Annotated in this window: 22 protein-coding genes; 11 read left to right on the forward strand and 11 right to left on the reverse strand. The window is 70.9% G+C overall.

Going from position 1 to position 18,847, the window contains the following annotated elements; translation table 11 throughout:
• Window positions 1–104: 104 nt before the first annotated feature.
• Window positions 105–1,496 carry an HNH endonuclease signature motif containing protein gene (locus ABIC53_RS13250; protein WP_354451820.1) on the reverse strand — a complete coding sequence of 464 codons (1,392 nt, stop codon included), beginning with the start codon at window positions 1,494–1,496 and terminating at the stop codon, window positions 105–107.
• A 197-nt stretch (window positions 1,497–1,693) separates the two neighbouring features.
• On the opposite strand from ABIC53_RS13250, the gene ABIC53_RS13255 reads away from it, so the two are divergent.
• Entirely contained in the window at window positions 1,694–2,023 is a 330-nt protein-coding gene (locus tag ABIC53_RS13255; RefSeq protein ID WP_354451822.1) for a DUF3140 domain-containing protein, read from the forward strand.
• Window positions 2,024–2,067: 44 nt separating this feature from the next.
• Complete coding sequence (locus ABIC53_RS13260) at window positions 2,068–2,874, forward strand: alpha/beta fold hydrolase (protein ID WP_274179519.1); 807 nt, start codon at window positions 2,068–2,070, stop codon at window positions 2,872–2,874.
• Window positions 2,875–2,893: 19 nt separating this feature from the next.
• Here the strand turns inward: ABIC53_RS13260 and ABIC53_RS13265 are convergent, their stop codons facing one another.
• A complete protein-coding gene (locus tag ABIC53_RS13265) occupies window positions 2,894–3,286 on the reverse strand; it encodes a GIY-YIG nuclease family protein (protein ID WP_274179518.1) in 393 nt (130 codons plus the stop codon).
• A 95-nt stretch (window positions 3,287–3,381) separates the two neighbouring features.
• Complete coding sequence (locus tag ABIC53_RS13270) at window positions 3,382–4,305, reverse strand: NADP-dependent oxidoreductase (protein WP_354451825.1); 924 nt, start codon at window positions 4,303–4,305, stop codon at window positions 3,382–3,384.
• Between the two features lie 119 nt (window positions 4,306–4,424).
• Between ABIC53_RS13270 and ABIC53_RS13275 the strand changes: the two genes are divergently transcribed.
• Together ABIC53_RS13275 and ABIC53_RS13280 are read left to right on the forward strand one after the other, a co-directional pair.
• Window positions 4,425–5,075, forward strand: a complete 651-nt coding sequence (locus ABIC53_RS13275; RefSeq protein ID WP_274179516.1) for an acyl-CoA synthetase — start codon at window positions 4,425–4,427, stop codon at window positions 5,073–5,075.
• Entirely contained in the window at window positions 5,072–5,401 is a 330-nt protein-coding gene (locus tag ABIC53_RS13280; protein WP_112615279.1) for an amino acid transporter, read from the forward strand. The genes ABIC53_RS13275 and ABIC53_RS13280 overlap by 4 nt, the downstream gene beginning before the upstream one ends.
• A gap of 81 nt (window positions 5,402–5,482) precedes the next feature.
• On the opposite strand, the gene purB is transcribed toward ABIC53_RS13280, so the two are convergent.
• Window positions 5,483–6,865, reverse strand: a complete 1,383-nt coding sequence (gene purB, locus ABIC53_RS13285; RefSeq protein ID WP_274179515.1) for an adenylosuccinate lyase — start codon at window positions 6,863–6,865, stop codon at window positions 5,483–5,485.
• A gap of 27 nt (window positions 6,866–6,892) precedes the next feature.
• A complete protein-coding gene (locus ABIC53_RS13290; RefSeq protein ID WP_112616901.1) occupies window positions 6,893–7,369 on the reverse strand; it encodes a low molecular weight protein-tyrosine-phosphatase in 477 nt (158 codons plus the stop codon).
• Between the two features lie 143 nt (window positions 7,370–7,512).
• Between ABIC53_RS13290 and ABIC53_RS13295 the strand changes: the two genes are divergently transcribed.
• Together ABIC53_RS13295 and ABIC53_RS13300 are read left to right on the forward strand one after the other, a co-directional pair.
• A complete protein-coding gene (locus tag ABIC53_RS13295) occupies window positions 7,513–7,812 on the forward strand; it encodes a hypothetical protein (protein ID WP_274179514.1) in 300 nt (99 codons plus the stop codon).
• Window positions 7,809–9,113 (forward strand): alpha/beta hydrolase family protein, encoded by a 1,305-nt coding sequence (locus ABIC53_RS13300; RefSeq protein WP_274179513.1) that lies wholly within the window; start codon window positions 7,809–7,811, stop codon window positions 9,111–9,113. Before ABIC53_RS13295 ends, ABIC53_RS13300 begins: the two co-directional genes overlap by 4 nt.
• Window positions 9,114–9,140: 27 nt before the next feature.
• Here the strand turns inward: ABIC53_RS13300 and ABIC53_RS13305 are convergent, their stop codons facing one another.
• On the reverse strand, window positions 9,141–9,548 hold the full coding sequence (locus ABIC53_RS13305) for a phage holin family protein (protein ID WP_274179512.1): 408 nt from the start codon (window positions 9,546–9,548) through the stop codon (window positions 9,141–9,143).
• Between the two features lie 72 nt (window positions 9,549–9,620).
• Here ABIC53_RS13305 and ABIC53_RS13310 point away from each other — a divergent pair, with 72 nt between their 5' ends.
• Window positions 9,621–10,685 (forward strand): histidinol-phosphate transaminase, encoded by a 1,065-nt coding sequence (locus tag ABIC53_RS13310; RefSeq protein ID WP_274179511.1) that lies wholly within the window; start codon window positions 9,621–9,623, stop codon window positions 10,683–10,685.
• A gap of 24 nt (window positions 10,686–10,709) precedes the next feature.
• Here ABIC53_RS13310 and ABIC53_RS13315 read toward each other — a convergent pair whose 3' ends face one another.
• The 5 genes from ABIC53_RS13315 to ABIC53_RS13335 all read right to left on the reverse strand — a co-directional run bounded on the left by ABIC53_RS13315 (window position 10,710) and on the right by ABIC53_RS13335 (window position 14,848).
• Window positions 10,710–11,204, reverse strand: a complete 495-nt coding sequence (locus ABIC53_RS13315) for a DUF1990 domain-containing protein (RefSeq protein WP_112615267.1) — start codon at window positions 11,202–11,204, stop codon at window positions 10,710–10,712.
• Window positions 11,205–11,356: 152 nt separating this feature from the next.
• The gene (locus tag ABIC53_RS13320) at window positions 11,357–11,803 is read right to left on the reverse strand and encodes an SRPBCC family protein (protein WP_274179510.1); all 447 of its coding nucleotides are present in this window, start codon (window positions 11,801–11,803) and stop codon (window positions 11,357–11,359) included.
• Window positions 11,804–11,942: 139 nt separating this feature from the next.
• Window positions 11,943–12,731: a hypothetical protein gene (locus ABIC53_RS13325; protein WP_274179509.1), complete on the reverse strand. Its 789-nt coding sequence runs from the start codon at window positions 12,729–12,731 to the stop codon at window positions 11,943–11,945.
• A 93-nt stretch (window positions 12,732–12,824) separates the two neighbouring features.
• Complete coding sequence (locus tag ABIC53_RS13330; RefSeq protein WP_354451830.1) at window positions 12,825–14,168, reverse strand: sensor histidine kinase; 1,344 nt, start codon at window positions 14,166–14,168, stop codon at window positions 12,825–12,827.
• A gap of 2 nt (window positions 14,169–14,170) precedes the next feature.
• The gene (locus ABIC53_RS13335; protein WP_354451832.1) at window positions 14,171–14,848 is read right to left on the reverse strand and encodes a response regulator transcription factor; all 678 of its coding nucleotides are present in this window, start codon (window positions 14,846–14,848) and stop codon (window positions 14,171–14,173) included.
• 208 nt (window positions 14,849–15,056) lie between these two features.
• Here ABIC53_RS13335 and ABIC53_RS13340 point away from each other — a divergent pair, with 208 nt between their 5' ends.
• From ABIC53_RS13340 to ABIC53_RS13355, 4 genes are read left to right on the forward strand one after another with little or no spacing between them, the layout of a single operon-like run.
• Window positions 15,057–16,190 carry a thiamine pyrophosphate-dependent dehydrogenase E1 component subunit alpha gene (locus tag ABIC53_RS13340; RefSeq protein WP_354451834.1) on the forward strand — a complete coding sequence of 378 codons (1,134 nt, stop codon included), beginning with the start codon at window positions 15,057–15,059 and terminating at the stop codon, window positions 16,188–16,190.
• Entirely contained in the window at window positions 16,187–17,167 is a 981-nt protein-coding gene (locus ABIC53_RS13345; protein WP_354451836.1) for an alpha-ketoacid dehydrogenase subunit beta, read from the forward strand. The genes ABIC53_RS13340 and ABIC53_RS13345 overlap by 4 nt, the downstream gene beginning before the upstream one ends.
• A gap of 31 nt (window positions 17,168–17,198) precedes the next feature.
• Window positions 17,199–18,539 (forward strand): dihydrolipoamide acetyltransferase family protein, encoded by a 1,341-nt coding sequence (locus tag ABIC53_RS13350; RefSeq protein ID WP_274179503.1) that lies wholly within the window; start codon window positions 17,199–17,201, stop codon window positions 18,537–18,539.
• A gap of 59 nt (window positions 18,540–18,598) precedes the next feature.
• A complete protein-coding gene (locus ABIC53_RS13355) occupies window positions 18,599–18,808 on the forward strand; it encodes a DUF4287 domain-containing protein (RefSeq protein ID WP_274179502.1) in 210 nt (69 codons plus the stop codon).
• Window positions 18,809–18,847: the final 39 nt, after the last annotated feature.

The raw sequence follows: 18,847 nt of genomic DNA on the forward strand, positions 1-18,847 counted from the left end.
TGACTCCTCGGTCGGTTGTGCACCGAGCATCGCCCACCAGCCCATCCGTATCGTTGGATAGACCTATGCGCCGGATATGAGACCCACGCGAGACCGCCGCGCTGTCAGAAGGGTGGTCTCTCGGGAGGTCCGCCCGTGTCGATGGTGAAGCAGACGGCGGGTATGGAGACGTCTTCGCGATACACCCGGCCGAGGGGCGAGGTCCATTCGAGAACCCCGCCGCCGACCTGTCGGACTTCCCATTTCGTGAATTGCTTCATGGAGTGGTGTCGCTGGCACAGGTGGGCGAGATTGAAGATGTGGGTATGCCCACCCAGGGCGTAATCGATCGTGTGGTCGAGTTCGCAGCGGATCGCGGCCCGGCGGCATCCCGGGAACCGGCAGTGCTGATCCCGCGCCATCAGGAGCTTCTTCATCGAAGCCGCGGGCCGGTAGGTGTCGATCTCGACCGGGGTGCGGGTGACCGGGTCGATGAACAACCGGTCCCACTCGCTGACCTGCCCGGCGAGCTCGCGCGCCGTATCGGCATCGATCAGCGCACCCCCGACGGCTTCGGCGGGGTTCTCGTCCTTGCCTATCAACGTCTCCGCGGTGACGGCGACCTGAACGCGGGCGCGGATCGCGCCGAGCCCACCAGCTCGGTCCGTTCCGTAGGTCGGGTCGACCACGGGCGCCCCGCCGAGGACGAGGTCACCGAGGATGTCGGCCCGCAGCTGATCCATGGTCCGCGTATCGGCGGGCTCGCCGGCCCCCGCGGCATCCGCCGCCGAGCTCTCCGCGGCATACGCCCCGCCCGCCCCGGCGCCCTCCGCCCCGGCGCCCTCAACCCGCGCGTCCTTCACCGACTGTCCCATCTGCGTGAGCCGGTCGAGCATCCCCGCGGCGATGACGGTCGGAAGGTTGGCGACGAGGTTCGACATCCCGTCTGTTCCGTGGAACACCCGCACGCACCGTTCCGCGACCGCGGTCTTGTGTCGCTCGGTGAAGTTCTGCGGGTGCAGCCGGGCCGCCAAAGCCTCCAACGCACCCCGTACCCGCGACGGCACATCCCGCTCACAAACCGCGATCGCCGCTTCCGCGAACGAATCCCGCACCTCATCCGGAAGCCTCGCGCCGACGCGCACGACGACATCGACGTGTCCGCGTTCGATCCGCCGCTGGGCCCACGCCTCGAACACGGCCGGGTAGTCGTCGATGACCGTCATCGCGTGGTCGATCTCACCCTGCAACCTGCGGTCGGTGAGTCGCGCCATCCCGGCGGCCTCGGCCTCGGCCGCGACCGACCGCAGCTCCATGTCCGACGCCATCCCACGAACTCCGTCACGGTGCGCCTCACGCAACGCCGACCGGCCCAGCTCCGCCAACGCACGAACCCGCGAAACACCAGCCGCATGGAACTGGTCGAGCGCTTCCGCGAACACGGAGAACGCCTCGGCGTGCGGCGACGCAACTGCGGCGCCATCACGCGCGAGCCCCCGACCGCCGTTCGATGTCATGTTCCCATGATGTCAGCATCCTCCGACATCCGCATCGGATATTTGTTCCACGGTGGATAAGTCGCTGAGCAAGCGAATTGTGCAGGAAACGCCCAACCTGCCGACGACAAAAACCACGAAAAGGCGGCATAAACGCGCTGACCCATCGTGCTGTCAAGAGGATGCGGCCGGGCAGACGCCGCGGGCACCATCGCACCATGAGCGAAGACGACCAGACGCGGCACGACTTCCGCGACGCCGTGAACATGAGCCCCGCCGAGCTCGAGAAATGGCTCGACACCGACGAGTCGAAGGAGGTCGGTCAGAAGGACGGCGGCGGTGAATCGACGGGCCACCAGTCGGGCCGGCGCATCGTCGACCTCCTGCGCACCAAAAAGGACGACCTCACCGAATCGGACCTGAAGCACATGCGCAAAGTCGTCGGCTACGTCAACCGACACCTCGCACAGCGCCCCTCGGGCGACACCACCGAGACCGCCTGGCGCTACTCGCTCATGAACTGGGGCCACGACCCCGCGAAGAAGTGACCGCCTCCGCCGAGCAGGCCTCCGCCGAGCAGGAGAATGGAACCGTGAGCATCCCCGCGTCCTCCGGTCTGACCGAGCTGCCCGACCCGCGATTCGTCCTCGTGGGCGAGGACGGCCACCGCATCGCCACCTACTCGTGGGGAGAGGACGACCTGCCGACGGTGGTCGTCGTGCACGGCTTCGCGTCGAACACGAAGGACAACTGGGTCTCGACCGGTTGGGTGCGCGACCTGCAGCGCGCCGGCTTCCGCGTCCTCGGCCTCGATCAGCGAGGACACGGTGCGAGCGACAAGCCGCATCGTGCCGCCGACTACGACCTGCACCAGCTCGCCTCCGACGTCGAAGCGGTGCTCGACACGTACCTCGTAGACACGGCGATGTACGTCGGATACTCCCTGGGAGCGCGCGTGGGCTGGGAGGTGCTGCAGGACTTCTCCGCGCGCATCACCCGCGGCGTGCTGGGCGGCGTGCCCGACGGCATCCCGCTCGCCCGCCTCGACATCGATCAGGTGCGCGCGCTCGTCGAGAACGGTACCGAGGTGACCGATCCGGTCACGCAGAACTACGTGCGGCTCACCGAGCGCGTTCCCGGTAACGACCTGCGCGCGCTGCTCGCGATCGCCGGCGGGATGCGCGCCTCGGGCACGGTGGACCCCGACCCCGCCAACGCGCCGGAGCAGCCCGTGCTGTTCGCCACAGGTTCTCGTGACGCGATCATCGAGGGATCGAAGGCCCTCGCCGCCGCCACCCCGCAGGGACGCTTCGTCGAGATCCCCGATCGGCATCACTTCAATGCGCCCGGCTCGCGGGTGTTCCGTCAGACCGCGATCGAGTTCCTCACCGGAGGATGACGCGGCGGCGGACGTCGCCTCACGACGACGCCCGTCGGTAGGCGTCGCCGAGCCAGCGGTCGTAGGCCAGCCACGGCTCGGATGCCGCTGCCCGCAGCGTCTCGATGTGCGCGGTCAACGGACCGGTGAGCGTGAACCACTCGCCGCCCTCTCGCAGTGCCGCGAACTCGCGGTGTCGCTGCTGTTCGAGGGGCCGACCGCCGCGCTCGAATGCGAGGAGCTCGTCATGTCGGATGGCGGCGAGCCGCTGCCGTGGCCGCTCGCTCGTACCGATCTTCACGCGGGCGCCGAATCGCAGGTAGTAGACGACGGCCACGACCGGGCGGGGCAGGTCGGCATCGAAAGCGTCGCCGAGTCGCCACCCGCAGCGCCCGCAGATCCAGTGGTCCGTCGCGGTGCTGATCTCGCCCACGCGCCCGCCGCAGACGCGGCACGGAAACGGCATCTCGGATATCGAGGAGGCGGGCACGACTCCAGGATCGCGCCCGCCTCCGACATCCACGCCCGTCAGACCGTGACGACGATCTTGCCGCGGGTGTGCCCCTCTTCCAGACGCGCGTACGCCGCCGCGGCGTCGTCGAGCGGGAAGGTCTCGGCGACCTCGACCCGCAGCGAGCCGTCGGCCGCAAGACGCGCGAGCTCGGCGAGCTGGGAGGCATCCGGGCGCACCCAGATGTAGTTGCCGCCGAACTCGGATGCCGCGCGCGGGTCGGCGATCGAGGTGACGACGCCGCCCTCGCGCAGCAGGTCGTTCGTGGAGTCGAGCGAGCTTCCGCCGGCGAAATCGAGCACGACGTCGACGCCCTCGGGAGCGATCTCGCGCACCCGAACGGCGAGGCCGTCGCCGTAGACCACGGGCTCGGCGCCGAGCTCGCGGAGGTAGTCGTGGTTGCGCTCCGACGCGGTGCCGATCACGCGCGCGCCGCGCAGGCGCGCGAGCTGCACGCCGAACGAGCCCACGCCGCCGGCCGCGCCGTGGATGAGCACGGTCGACCCCTCGCCGACGGCCGACCGCTCGATCGCCTGCAGCGCGGTCAGGCCGGTGAGGGGGATCGCGGCGGCCGCGGTGAACTCGAGACCCTCCGGCTTGCGCGTGGCGGTGCGCACGGGAACAGCCATGTATTCGGCGACCGATCCGCCGCTCACGACATCGGCGCGCGCGTAGGCCAGCACCGGGTCGCCGACCTGGAACTCGGGAGTGTCCAGTCCCACCTTCTCCACGACGCCCGCGACATCCCAGCCCGGCACCGCCGGCAGCTGAACGTCGAGCAGGCCCTGGAGGTATCCCTCGCGCACCTTGTAGTCGACGGGGTTCAGGCCCGCGGCCACCACGCGCACCACGAGGGTGTCGGGTCCGATGTGGGGCATCTCCCGCTCGGTGATCTCGAAGCGGTCGTTGCCGCCGAACTCGTTGTACGTCAGTGCCTTCATGCGCAGGACAAACGCCGGGGCGGCCGGCAGGATTCCCGACGGGATGCCGCTGACGGGCGCTCTCTCGGGGCGGACGCGTAGAATCGGGGGCATCCCGTTCTGAAACGCGAGAGTCCGCCGTGTCTGCAGCATCCGCCGCCCGCACCTTCGAGGTGCGGCATGTCCAGCTCGCGCGCGCCCTTTTCGCGGCCGTCGCCGCCGTCATGATCACGTTCTCGCCCGATCACTCCGCCGCCGTGGGCATGTCGGTGTTCGGCGGGTTCGCCACCGCGACGGCGATCGTCTTCTTCGTCGGAGCGTGGCTGACGCGCCACGCGGGCCGCCGTGCGCTGCCGATCGCCCTCGGGGCGGTCACCCTCGTCGCCGCGATCCTCGCCGGCATCCCGCCGTTGCGGACGACGACCGGCTTCTTCGTCATCGTCATCTCGTGGGCCGCGATCACGGGGGCCATAGAGCTGATCGGCGGCATCCGCGGTCGCCGCTCCGGAGCTCCGGCCGCGCGCGACGAGGTGTTCATCGGTGCGATCACCCTCCTGCTGGTGGTCGGCCTGCTGCTGGTCAACCCGGCCTACCGCCTCGATTACGTCATCGAGGAGGCCGGCGCCTTCACGCTCACCGGCATCACCATCGGCGTCGGGCTGTTCGGCGGCTACGCCGCGATCGTGGCGGTCTTCCTCGGAATCGCCGGCTTCTCGCCGCGGCGCGAGGAGCTCGCGCCCGCGGCATCCGTCCCGTCATCCCCCTCGTCCGATCCGGAGGTCGCATCGTGAGCGGCGAACACCCCACCCGCCGCGAGATCATGCGTCCGGTCCAGCTGCTGGGCCTCGCGTTCGTCGCGGCGATCTTCTCGGGTGTCATCACCCTCGTGTCGATGGGCGCGTTCCAGGCGCTCCCGCGCGAGTCCGTCGAGCGTGCCGTGGTCGTCGCCCTGATCGTGGCGGGGATCGCCTTCATCGCGACGCTCGTGATCATCGCGCTGCTGATGCTCGCCGTCGATCCTGCTCAGGTGAGCAAGCGCGTCGACCGCCCCGTGCTGTACCCCGACGAGTCGGAGACCCCCGACGACTCGGCGTCCGGCTCGTCGCCCCGGCGCTGATTCAGCCGCCGAGCGCGTACCGTTCACACGAAAACGCACCGCCCCCCCGAGCGTTCTCGGCGGGGCGGCGCGTTTTCGGCGTCAACCGAGGCGTGAGACCAGGTCGTCGGCGAGGCCGGCGTAGCCGGCGGGGGTCAGGGCGAGCAGGCGCTCCTTGGCGGCATCGCCGATGTCGAGGCCGCGCACGAACTCGGCGAGCTCCGGTCCGCCGACGCGGCGACCGCGGGTCAGGTCCTTGAGGAGCGCGTACGGGTCGGTGATCCGCGAGCGACCGGCGGCGATCTCGGCGCGGACGACGGTCTGGATCGCCTCGGCCAGCACCTCCCAGTTGGCGTCGAGATCGGCCAGCAGCACGTCGCGCGACAGCGAGATCTCGGTGAGCCCGCGCTGCAGGTTGTCGAGGGCGAGCAGCGAGTGGCCGAAGGCGACGCCGATGTTGCGCTGCGTCGTCGAGTCGGTCAGGTCGCGCTGCATCCGGCTCGTGACGAGCGTCTGCGCGAGCGTCGAGAACAGACCGCCGGAGATCTCGAGGTTCGCCTCGGCGTTCTCGAACCGGATGGGGTTGATCTTGTGCGGCATCGTCGACGACCCGGTCGCGCCGGCGACGGGGATCTGCGCGAAGAAGCCGAGCGAGATGTAGGTCCAGACGTCCGTGGCGAGGTTGTGCAGGATGCCGCCGGCGTGCCGCACCCGGTCGTAGAGCTCGACCTGCCAGTCGTGCGACTCGATCTGGGTGGTCAGGACGTTGAAGTCGATGCCCAGTCCCTCGATGAACGAGCGCGAGAGCTCGGGCCAGTCGACGTCGGGCTCGGCCGCGAGGTGCGCGGACCAGGTGCCGGTCGCGCCCGAGAACTTCGCGAGGTACTCGCCGCCCTCGATCTGCTTCGCGACGCGGGCGAGGCGCCACGCGAACACGGCGATCTCCTTGCCCATCGTCGAGGGGGTGGCGGGCTGGCCGTGCGTACGCGAGAGCATCGGGGCGTCGCGGTGCTCGCGGGCGAGGTCGCCCAGTGCGTCGATGACGGCATGCAGCTTCGGCAGCCAGACGTTCTCGACGGCGCGCTTGACGGTGAGGGCGTAGGAGGCCGAGTTGATGTCCTCGCTCGTGCACGCGAAGTGCGTCAGCTCGGCGATCGCGTCGAGGCCGAGGGTCGACAGCCGGTCGCGGACGAGGTACTCGACGGCCTTCACGTCATGGCGGGTGACGGCCTCCTTGGCGGCGAGCCAGTCGATCTCGGCCTGACCGAAGTCGCGGTAGAGCCCACGGAGCTGGGTTTTCTGCTCATCAGAGAGCGGTGAGCTGCCGAACAGGCTCCGGTCGGTGAGGGCGATGATCCACTCGACCTCCACCTCGACGCGGGCGCGGTTGAGACCGGCTTCCGAGAGGTAGTCGGCGAGGGATCCGACGGCGGCGGCATACCGGCCGTCGAGCGGGCTCAGGGGCTGCGGGGGCAGAGAGGTCACGAGGCTCCATTCAGTGTGAACGGGCGCTCAGGACGTGGTGCGGATCGCGGGTTCGAGCTGCCGGAAGAGCGCCCGGCTCGCGCTCTCGATCATAGCGAGCACCTCGTCGAACATTCCGGCGTCGCCGTAGTAGGGGTCGGGGACGTCCAGATCGCCTCCCGCTTGCGCGTCGAACGACATCAGCAACCCGAGCTTGTCGGTGTCGGCCGTCGTGCGCGCCCAGTTCGACAGCACGCGCTCGTGCGACCGGTCGAGCGCGACGATCAGGTCGGAGCGATCGAAATCCGTCAGCGTGAAGCGACGGGCCCGATGCCCCCGCCCGTCGTAGCCGCGGCGTTCGAGCGCCTCGAGCGTGCGTCCGTCGGCGGGCTCGCCGACGTGCCAGTCGCCCGTTCCCGAGCTCGCCGACACGACGCGGTCGCCGAGCCCGGACTGGTCGATGAACCAGCGGAAGACCACGTCGGCCATGGGGGAGCGGCAGATGTTCCCCGTGCAGACGAACATGACGCGGAAGGGCTCGGCGCGTCGGGTCACCGTCCCATTCTGGAGGATCGAGCCTTTCCTGCACAGACGTATCGGCGCACGCGCTCGTCCCCGGTGGCGTCGAATGAGGATGCCGCGTCCGCGCGGGCGGGCATCGTGGCGGGATGACCTCGCCTCTCGTCCTCTCCTCCGGTCTCGGACGCGAGTCCGCCGCAGCGCGGACCCTCGAGATGATCGCGTCGTTGCGGGCACGGCTTCCCGCTCTGCGCGACGAGCTCGACGTGATCCGTCGCGGCGCGGCGGATCTCGACCACGACACCGCCTGGCGCGCCCGCGCGGCCCGCGGCTACCGTGACCGCCTCGCCGACTGGCGCGCGCGAACGGATGACGCCTCCGCTCGAATCGAACGCCTCGACGACGAACTGCGCCACGTGCAGGCTCGCCTCGTGATGGGTGGCCCGTGAGCGATGACTCCCTCGACATCCGCGATGGCGGGGTCATCGCGGTCGACACGGAGCGGCTCCGGATGGCGGCCGCCGTGCTCGTGAGCCTGTCGACGGGCTGCGGTGGACTGGGCCGCGCCTTCGAGACCACGACACGCGAGCTCACCGCGCACGAGGCGACCGCGTGGCCCGCGGCGGCGCTCGGCGCCGACCTCGCACGACTCCTCGACGAGCTCTCGGCCGAGGCATCCGCCCTCGCCGGAAAACTGCGGGATGCCGCAGACGTCTATGACATCGTCGAGCTCGAGGCGGCGCGTCGGGCCGCTGCCGGCGGTGACCGGCGGGTGACGGATTCGCTCGACCGGCGCATCGATGAGGCGCGCGAGCGTTCGTCCGGGGCGGCCGCACGCGCCGACCTGCTACTGGCGACGTGGCCGCTGCTGCGGCACGGTGAGCTCCAGCGCCAGATCGGCGGCGCTGTCGTGCCGCTCGGGCTGCTGGGCGGGGCCGCCGTCGCGGGCAGCGGCCTCGCGTTGACGGCGCTCGGCGCCCTGGGCCTGGGGCGTGCGACGCCCGACCGGGGCGGGAACGCGTCGCCGCCGGTCGTCGAGGTCACGCGATCAGCGGCGCCCGTGGCGGGGGCCGCTCCGACCACGCTCGCTGCTCTCGCTGCTCGCATCCCCCGAGAAGGCGACCAGATCCGTGTCGAGCGCTACGGAGGTGACGGAAGTGAGCGCCGCTTCGCCGTCTACGTCGCGGGGACCCGATCGCCGCTCGGGTTCGGCGGCCGCGAGCCCTTCGACATGTCATCGAACGTGCAGCTCTACGCGGGCCGCAGCTCGGCGTCGTATGAATCGGTCGTCAGCGCCCTCCGCGCAGCCGGCGCACGGCCGGGAGACGCCGTGCTCGCCGTCGGGTACTCGCAGGGCGGCGCGATCACGTCACGGCTCAGCGTCGGCGGACCTTTCCGCGTCGTCGGCAACGTGACCTTCGGCTCTCCCGTGCAGGCGGATCCCGGCGACGCCACGCTGCAGGTTACGGTGCGGCACACCGACGATCTCGTCCCGGCCCTGCAGTCGGGCGGCCACCCCGATCGTGCCGGCGCGGCGGGCAGCATCGTCGTCGAACGGGTCGCCGATCCGCCGCCCGGCATGGCGGACGTCGCGCTCGGCGCTCACTCGATCGACGCCTACGGCGACACCGCCGCCCTCGCCGACGCCTCGGGCGATCCCCGCGTCGATGACGTCCAGGAGCGCATCGCGGCCTTCGGGGGCGACGAGTCCGCCGAGGTCACGACCTACCGCGTGCGGAGGCCCGACTGATGGCGCGTGCGTGCGCTCGTGCGGGCGTCAGCGGCGGTCGCGGTCGCGGTCGCGACGAGGACGGAACAGGATGCCGGCGACCCAGTTGATCAGCGCGATGACGATGGCCGCGAGCACCGCGAGCCAGAAGCCGCCGATGCGCAGGCCCCAGTCCCAGCCCGAGGTGACCCAGCCGGTGAGCCACAGCAGGAAGCCGTTGATGATGAACGAGATCAACCCGAGGGTGAGGATGTACAGCGGGAACGCCAGCACCTTCAACACGGTGCCGACGATCGCGTTGACGAGTCCGAAGATGAGCGCGATCAGCAGCAGCGTGAGGACGAGCTGCAGGTCGCCGCCCGGCGGGAACGCCACGACCGACACCTCCAGCGCCGGGATCAGCGTCACGATCCAGACCGCGAAGGCGTTGACGATCAGGCGGATGATGAGGCTCATAGTGCCGACAGTCTCCCACGGGGCCTCCGATCCGTCATCCGGCGGAGGTGGCGGCATCCGTAGACTCGCATCGTGACCGACCTGCCCGTGCGCATCCGACCCGAGATCGCGGCGCTGCCCGCATACCGCCAGGGCCGTCAGGCCTCCGCCGACGCCTTCAAGCTGTCGAGCAACGAGAACCCGTTCGACCCGCTGCCCGGCGTCGTCGAGGCCGTGCGCGCGGCGACGACCTTCAACCGCTACCCCGACGCCTCGGCGGGCCGGTTGCGCGCGCGGCTCGCGGATCGCTACGCGGTCGCGCCCGACGGCGTGCACGTCGCCGCCGGTTCGGTGTCGATCCTCTACCAGCTCGCTTCGGCGACGAGCGGCCCGGGCGACGAGATCATGTTCGCCTGGCGATCGTTCGAGGCCTATCCCGGGCTCGCCGCCGTCGCCGGGGCAACCGCCGTCGCGGTGCCGCTGACCGCCGACGCAGGGCACGATCTCGACGCGATGGCGGATGCCGTCACCGACCGCACGCGGATGATCATCGTCTGCAGCCCCAACAACCCCACCGGTCCCGTCGTGAGCCAGGCGGCGTTCGATGCGTTCGTGGCGCGCGTCCGCTCCGACGTCCTCATCGTCCTCGACGAGGCCTACGCCGAGTTCGTGACCGATCCGGATGCCGTGACCGGCGCTGTCGTGCTCGCCGCGGGCCACGCCAACGTGGTGGTCCTGCGCACGTTCTCGAAGGCATACGGTCTTGCCGGACTGCGCGTCGGGTACGCCATCGGCGACCACCGCATCCTCGATGCGGCGCGCAGCACCGGCATCCCGCTCTCGGTCACGGCCCAGGCTGAGGAAGCCGCGCTCGCGAGCCTCGACGCCGAGGACGAGCTGCTCGAGCGGGTGCGCCACATCGCCGTGCGACGCGATGCGCTCGCCGACCGGTTGCGCGAGGCGGGGTGGGACATCCCGGTCGCGCAGGGCAACTTCGTGTGGCTGCCCGCGGGCGAGCGAGCCCTCGAGATCGCCGAGGCTTTCGATGCGGCCGGACTGATCGTGCGAGCGTTCGCCGGCGACGGAGTGCGCATCTCGATCGGCGAGGAGGAGTCGATCGAGCGGATCGTCGCGGCCGCGGCAGCCGTCGTCGGCTGAACGGCGCGGCGCGGCCGCGGCTCGCTAACGCCCGGTACGGCCGCCTCGGCTCAAGGCGCTGAGGTAGCGCGTTCGCACGATCACCTGCACGACGCGGACCGCCGGATAAGCGAGCCGCCAGAACCAGGTCGGCGCCGGCCGCGAGAGTGATCGCAGCGTGAAGAGCACCTCGTCGCCGCGCCGGGTGATGAGGAACGTCTCCTCGCCTTCGAGCGGGTGGCCGGGCAGCGCGAGGTAGACGTACCCGACTCGATCCGGCTCGTCGACGAATGCGACGACCTCGACCGGCTCGCGGAGTGTGAGAGGCCCGTATCCGACCTCGAGCCAGTGCCGCCCGCCGACCACGGCAGGAACGTCGGGCACCACCCGGAATCCGCTGCGGGTCTTGACGCGCCAAGCCAGGAGGTCGGCCCGGGCCTGCCGCCACGCGGCATCCCCCGATCCCACGCGCACGGTTCTCTCGAATCGACGGAAGCCTCGCGGGCCGGCGTTCCACTCATCGCGGTGCGACAGGCTCATGCGACCAGCATCCCACCCCACGCCCCCGGCGCCTGTGCGCGGATGCAAGACCCCGCCGGCGACACCCGGATCCGGATGCCGTGGCGGCGGGGTGTCGGTCAGGATCCCTTGCGACGGGGCACGCGCGCGACGCGGGTGCGCAGAGCCCCGGGTCAGCCGGACAGCGTCGTCGCGAGATGCTCGGCCCGCCGGGTGAGGAGCCGGCGCAGATAGGGCACCAGCACGAGGCGTTCGGCGAGTCGGCCGAGGACGGGCGACGCGAGGGTGACCCGGTCGGTCATGACCGTCATCCCGTCGCGCTCGACGTAGAGGTGCTCGTGCCGGAAGAGGCGGAACGGGCCGGCGATCTGCTCGTCGACGAAGCGGTGCGGACGGTCGAGCGCGGTGACCCGCGACGTCATCCGGAACGGGATGCCGAAGTGCCACGCGCGCCACGTCACCGTCTCGCCCAGGCCGATCAGGCCGCTCGTCACCCCATCGACCGCGCGCTCGCCGGTGCCGCGCATCGAGGCGACGTGGGCCCCGATGTCACGCGATGCGTCGAACAGCGCCTCCGCGGGCACCGCGGCGCGGGTCACGATCTCGAACGACGACGTCATCCGCCGATCCTCCCACCCGTGCCCGGATGCTCTGAATCTGGCGTGACACCCCGGTGCGGATGCCGCCGCCTCGAGGTGTCGTTCACGATCCCTTGCATCCCGGCACGGCAGTCGGACCGAGCGGAGACGGCGTCCGGGGTCAGTCGTCGAGCTCGGTGCGGAGGACCGAGCCGTCGGTGCCGACGGTGACGTCGACGACGCCGCGGTCGGCGGTGAGCACCGAGACGTCGAAGGGTGAGCGGGGGTCGTCGTCCGCGTCGACGTCGATGATGCGGCCGTCGGCCTCGCTCAGTGCCGCTTCGATCACGGTGCGCAGCGTCGCGACGTCGAGGACGTTCTCCGCCGCGGTGTCGTCGGCCTCGGCTGACTCGGTCGCCGTGACCGTCACGGTGCCGTCGACGTCGACGCGGACGTCCGTTTCGGAGCCGTCTGCTGCGACGAGCTGCACGTCCCACGTGCCGTCGCGGTCCGCATCGAGTGACACGACGTCGCCGTCGGCGGCCGCGCGCGCCGCGTCGGCGATGGCGGTGAGCTCGTCCGCGGATGCCGCACCGTAGGCCTCGGTCGAGATGGACCCGGCCTCGCCGCCCGTCGGCGCGTCGTCGCGGTCACCGTCTGCGCGAGCGCCGGCGAGGCCGTCCGACGATGACAGGCTGGCCGCTCGGTCCTCGTCGTCATCGTCGTCGGCGATCGCCGCCCCCACGGCCGCACCGCCTCCGACGAGCAGCGCTGCCGCGACGACGGCTCCGCCGGCGAGCAGCGCTGTGCGGCGACCGCGCCGACGCGGCTCGGCAGGCACCGCGGCAGGCACAGCGGCAGGCGCAGCGGAGGGCGCGTCAGCGGGCGCGGCGTCGGACGGCGAGAGGGGGAGGGTCGGTGCGTCGGCGGGGATCGGCTGGTCCTGGGGGGTGCGCTCGTTGTCGTTCATGCCTCGATGGTGTCGGCCGACCGCTGAAGCACGGCTGAAGCGACCTGAAGCCGCGTTCAGGGAACCTCGTGCTCCGCGCTCCTCGCTCCGCGCTCAGTCGCCCGCGCGCAGGATCACAGTGAACCGCGCGCCTCCGAGCGGTGATGCGGAGACCGTTACGGAACCGCCCGAGGCCTCCGCGATGCCGCGGACGATCGCGAGCCCGAGGCCGCTGCCGCCGGCATCCCGCGCGCGGGCCTCGTCCAGACGGACGAAGCGTTCGAACACCCGCTCGCGTTCCTCCGGCGCGATACCGGCGCCGTCGTCGTCGACGTGCAGCACGGCGTGACCGGCGTCGACATCGACGACCGTGGTCAGCGCGATCCGCGAGCGTGCGTGTCGCACGGCGTTGTCGGCGAGATTGCGCACCAGGCGCGCCAGCAGGCGGGGGTCGCCCATCGCGCGCGCTGCGCCGATCCCCGACGTGTCGACCGAGATCGCGTCCGCCCGGTCCCTCGCGGATGCCGCGCGGAGGCGCGCAGCCTCCGACAGGGCGAGGTCGTCGAGGTCGATGCCCTCGCGACGGGTCGGTGCGTGCTCGTCCAACCTCGCGAGCAGCAGCAGGCCGTCGACGAGATCCTGCATGCGGAGGCCTTCGGCCGAGACGACTTCCGCGAGATCGTCGAGTGACGTGGCCGCGGGGTGCGCTCGCGCGAGTTCGGCATGCTGGCGCATCGTCGCGAGTGGTGACCTGAGCTCGTGCGAGGCGTCGGAGACGAAGCGACGCTGCGCGGCAGCCGCGTCGTCGAGGCGCGCCAGCATCCGGTTCATCGTGCCCGCCAGGGCCGCGATCTCGTCGCCCGATGCCGGCTCGGCGATGCGCCGGTCGAGCCGGTCGGCGGTGATCTCGTCGACCTCGGCGCGGATGCGCGCGACGGGACGGAGCGCCCGACCGACGACCCACCACGTGACGCCGGCGACCAGGGCGATGACGAGGACGGTCGACGCCGCCAGCAGCGCGGCGACCGTCGCGAGGGTCTCGGCCGCGTCATCCGCGGGAACCGCCAACACGAGCCGGCGTCCGTCGTCGAGCTCCTCGGTCGCGATCAGCACCCGGTCGCCGTCGTACCTCGCTTCCTCCCCGTCGCGGTCTGCGGCGGGGAGCGGCCCGTCGTCGGCGTCGCTCGAGGCTACGACGACGACGCCCTCAGCATCCTGCAGCTGCACGATCTCGTCGTCGAGGGAGCGGACGGCTGCGGGTCCCTCGGCCTCGACACGTGCGGCAATCTCCTCGACGCGCACCTCCGCCGCACGATCCGCGGCGGCGTGGATGCTGGCGTTCAGCACGGCGTGGAAGGCGATCGAGCCGAGCACCATCACGAGCGCGACCGTCGCCGTCGCGAGCAGTGTGATGCGTCCCCGCAGTCCGCGAGGCCGGCGCCGCCCTGCGTCGGACACCGTCAGCCCCCGTCCGCCGCGAGTCGGTAGCCGGCGCCGCGGACGGTCTCGATCGCCTCGCGCCCGAACGGTCGGTCGAGTTTGCGCCGCAGGTGTGCGACGTAGACCTCGACGATGTTGGGGTCGCCCGCGAAGTCGTCATCCCACACACCCGCGATCAGGTCCTGCTTGGAGATCACCTGACCGCGGTGCCGGATGAGGTGATGCAGCACGGCGAACTCGCGAGAAGTCAACTCGACCTCCGTCTCTCCCCTCCAGACGCGGCGCGACGCGGGGTCGAGGCGCAGGTCGCCCGCCTCGAGTGCCACAGGCCGCGCTACCCCGCCCCGACGGATGAGGGCACGCAGCCGGGCGACCAGCACGGGATACGAGAACGGCTTCGTGACGTAGTCGTCGGCGCCGGCCTCGAGCGCCTCGACCTGATCCCACTCGCCGTCCTTCGCGGTGAGCATGAGCACGGGCGTCCAGTTCTCCTCGGCCCGCAGCGTCTCGCACACCTTCCAACCGCTCATCCCCGGCATCATCAGGTCGAGGACGACCGCGTCGTACCGCGTCTCTCGCGCGCGCCAGAGTCCATCGACCCCGTTATGGGCGACGTCGACGGCGAAGCCCTCGGCCTCGAGACCCCGACGGATCCCGTCGGCGAGGCGGACTTCGTCATCGACCACCAGCACGCGCATCGCTCCCAGTGTGACGCGTCTCTGCTGAAGCGGGCCTGAAGCGAGCTCGAAGCGGGATCGAAGCGGGATGAAACGGTTTCGAAGCCGACCGGCAGCGCCGCGACGTCCCTGATGGGCCGCCCGGCTTGTGCCGCGCCCACCGCGAATCGCGGCATCCGTTGTCGACCGCATGCAGATGGGGCCATACCGGGGGCGTTAGCGTGGGAGGGTGACCGACGCAGAACTCGATCCCGCTCTCGTCCGCGTCCTCGCGGCCGACGGCTCACTCGACCCGTCGCCCGAAGCCGAACGCTACCTGCCGGTGATCGAGGCGCTCTCCGAGGCCGAGCTCGAGACGTTCTACCGCGACATGGTGACGGTGCGGGCCTTCGACCGCCAGGCGACGAACCTGCAGCGCCAGGGGCAGCTCGCCCTCTGGCCGCCGTCCTTCGGGCAGGAGGCCGCTCAGGTCGGCTCCGCGCGTGCGGCCCGACCCCAGGACCACCTCTTCCCGTCGTACCGCGAGCACGTCGTGTGCACGATCCGCGGCGTCGATCCGATCGACATCATCCGGCTCATGCGCGGCCTCACGCACGGCGGGTGGGACCCGACAGAACCCAAGAACGGCAACACCCACATCTACACGCTGGTGCTCGGCTCGCAGACGCTGCACGCATCCGGCTACGGCATGGGCATGGTCTTCGACGGACGCACCGGCACGGGCGACCCCGAGCGCGACGAAGCGGTCATCGTCTACTACGGCGACGGCGCGTCGAGCCAGGGCGACGTGCACGAGGCGATGGTCTTCGCCACGAGCTACAACACCCCGCAGGTCTTCTTCCTGCAGAACAATCACTGGGCGATCTCGGTGCCCGTCTCGACGCAGTCCAAGGTCCCGCTGGTGCGGCGCGGCGCCGGATACGGGATGCCGTCGATCCGCGTCGATGGCAACGACGTGCTCGCCAGCTACGCCGTCACCAAGCTCGCCCTCGACGAGGCCCGCTCCGGCGAGGGGCCGCGCGCGATCGAAGCGCTGACCTACCGCATGGGCGCGCACACGACGAGCGACGACCCGACGAAGTACCGCACGAGCGACGAAGAGGCCTTCTGGGCGCAGCGCGACCCGATCACCCGCATGCGCGCTTATCTCGAGGGTCGCGGCGCGTCGGCATCCTTCTTCGACGACGTGGATGCCGCGGCCGCGGCCTACGCCGACGACGTCCGGGTCCGCACGAACCAGCTCACCGCTCCCGAGGCCGACAGCATGTTCGCGCACGTCTACAGCGAGCAGCATCCGCTCGTCGACCGGCAGCGGAAGTGGCTCGCCGACTACGAGGCATCCTTCGAGGAGGGACGCGCATGAGCGTCGAGACGCTGCCGTTCAGCAAGGCGCTCAACGCGGGCATGCGCGCCGCGATGCAGCAGGACGACCACGTCCTCATGATGGGCGAGGACATCGGCCGCCTCGGCGGCGTGTTCCGCGTCACGGAGGGGCTGCAGGCCGAGTTCGGCGACCGCCGCGTGCTCGACACGCCCCTCGCCGAGTCGGGCATCGTCGGCACCGCGATCGGCCTCGCGATGTCCGGCTTCCGCCCGGTGTGCGAGATCCAGTTCGACGGGTTCGTCTTCCCCGCTTTCGACCAGATCACGACGCAGCTCGCGAAGCTCACCAACCGGCACGACGGACGGATGTCGTTCCCCGTCGTCATCCGCATTCCCTACGGCGGCCACATCGGCGCCGTCGAGCACCATCAGGAGAGCCCGGAGGCGTACTTCACGCACACCGCGGGCCTGCGGGTCGTGTCGCCGTCGACGCCGAACGATGCCTACTGGATGATCCAGGACGCCATCGCCTCGAACGACCCGATCGTGTTCCTCGAGCCCAAGTCGCGCTACTGGTCCAAGGGCGAGGTCGACCTCACCGCACGCGCACTGCCGCTGCACGCCTCGCGCGTGGTCCGGCGGGGCACCGACGTTACGCTCGTCGGGCACGGCGCGATGGTGAACGTGCTGCTGCAGGCCGCCGCGCTCGCCGAGAGCGAGGGCGTGTCGTGCGAGGTCGTCGACCTGCGGTCGCTGTCGCCCGTCGACTACGGCCCGATCGTCGAGTCGGTGCGCCGCACGGGGCGGATGGTCTACGGGCAGGAGGCACCCGGCTTCACCTCGCTGGGGTCCGAGATCGCCGCGACCGTCACGGAGCAGGCGTTCTTCTCGCTCGAGGCTCCCGTGCTGCGGGTGTCGGGCTTCGACGTCCCGTTCCCGGCGGCGAAGCTCGAGGGCGCCTACCTGCCCGACGCCGACCGCATCCTCGAGGCCGTTGACCGCGCCCTCGCCTACTGACCATCCGACGCGCCTGCGAGAGGATTCCCTCATGAGCACCCAGACCTTCCACCTGCCGGACGTCGGCGAAGGCCTCACCGAGGCCGAGATCGTGCAGTGGCGCGTGGCCGCGGGCGACGAGGTCGCGGTCAACGACGTCCTCGTCGAGATCGAGACCGCGAAGTCGCTCGTCGAGCTGCCGTCGCCGTTCTCGGGAACCGTTGGCGAGCTGCTCGTCGACGAGGGGACGACCGTCGAGGTCGGGGCCGCGATCATCACGATCGCCCCGGGGGGTGGGTCCGGAGGAGCGGATGCCGCGAGCAGCCCGGCCGTCCCTGCCGAGAAGCCTGCGGCAGCCGGCGACGCGTCGGAGGAGAACGGGTCGGTGCTCGTCGGATACGGCGGAGCCGGACAGGTGCAGTCGCGCCGCCGCAAGCCCGCCGAGCCCCCCGTGCGCGCGGCCGTGGGCGTCGTGGCGAAGCCCCCGATCCGCAAGCTGGCACGCGACCTCGGCGTCGATCTCGCCTCGGTCACGCCGTCGGGTGCCGCGGGCGAGGTGACGCGCGAGGACGTCGTGAACCACGCGTCGCAGGCATCCGTCTTCCGGAACCTGCAGACGCCGGCCCGACCCGAGGTGCGCGAGCAGACGATCCCCGTCCCGCCGGCCGTCATCTCGGCCGGGCCTGCCGACGACCGCGAGGAGACGATCCCCGTCAAGGGTGTCCGGAAGGTCACGGCCAAGCACATGGTCGACTCCGCGCACACCGCACCGCACGTGTCGGTGTGGACCGACGTCGACGCGACCCGCACGATGGAGGTCGTCAAGCGGATGAAGGCGTCGCCCGACTTCGCCGACATCAAGGTCTCGCCGCTGCTGATCATGGCGCGCGCGGTCGTGTGGGCGGTGCGCCGGACGCCGATGGTGAACGCCGCGTGGGTCGATACCGAGAACGGCGCCGAGATCCGGGTGCGCCACTACGTCAACCTCGGCATCGCCGCCGCGACCCCGCGCGGCCTTCTCGTGCCGAACATCAAGGACGCGCAGGACCTCAACATGCGCGGCCTGGCCCGCGCTCTCGAGAAGCTGACCCTCACTGCCCGCGAGGGCAAGACCGCGCCCGCCGAGCAGCAGGGCGGCACGATCACGATCACGAACATCGGCGTGTTCGGCATGGATGCCGGTACCCCGATCATCAACCCCGGCGAGTCGGGCATCGTCGCGATGGGCACGATCCGGCAGAAGCCGTGGGTCGTTGACGGCGAGGTGCGTCCCCGCTACGTGACGACCGTGTCGGGCTCGTTCGACCATCGCGTCGTGGACGGCGACGGCATGAGCCGGTTCATCGCCGACGTGGCATCCGTCTTGGAGGAGCCCGCGCTGCTGCTCGACTGAGCTGGATGCGCTCGAGAACGGTATGTTCTCGGCGGTGGGCGGGGGAGTAGCCTCGGCGCATGAGTGAGAAGGGGCCGGCGTCGTACTTCCCGAGCATCGAGAAGACCTACGGACTGCCGATTCAGCACTGGCTCGACATCGCGGCCGACGAGCTCTCGGCGGGGACGCCGCACATGCAGGTCGTCAAGTCGCTCAAGACCGAGCACGGACTCGGCCACGGACACGCGAACGCGGTCGTCGCGTACGCGAAGACGAAGCTCGCCGGCTGAGCCGCGGCATCCCTCCTTCGGAGAATGTCGCGAAGCTCG

The sequence above is a fragment of the Microbacterium sp. 1262 genome (assembly GCF_040544895.1).
Taxonomy (GTDB): Bacteria; Actinomycetota; Actinomycetes; order Actinomycetales; family Microbacteriaceae; genus Microbacterium; species Microbacterium plantarum.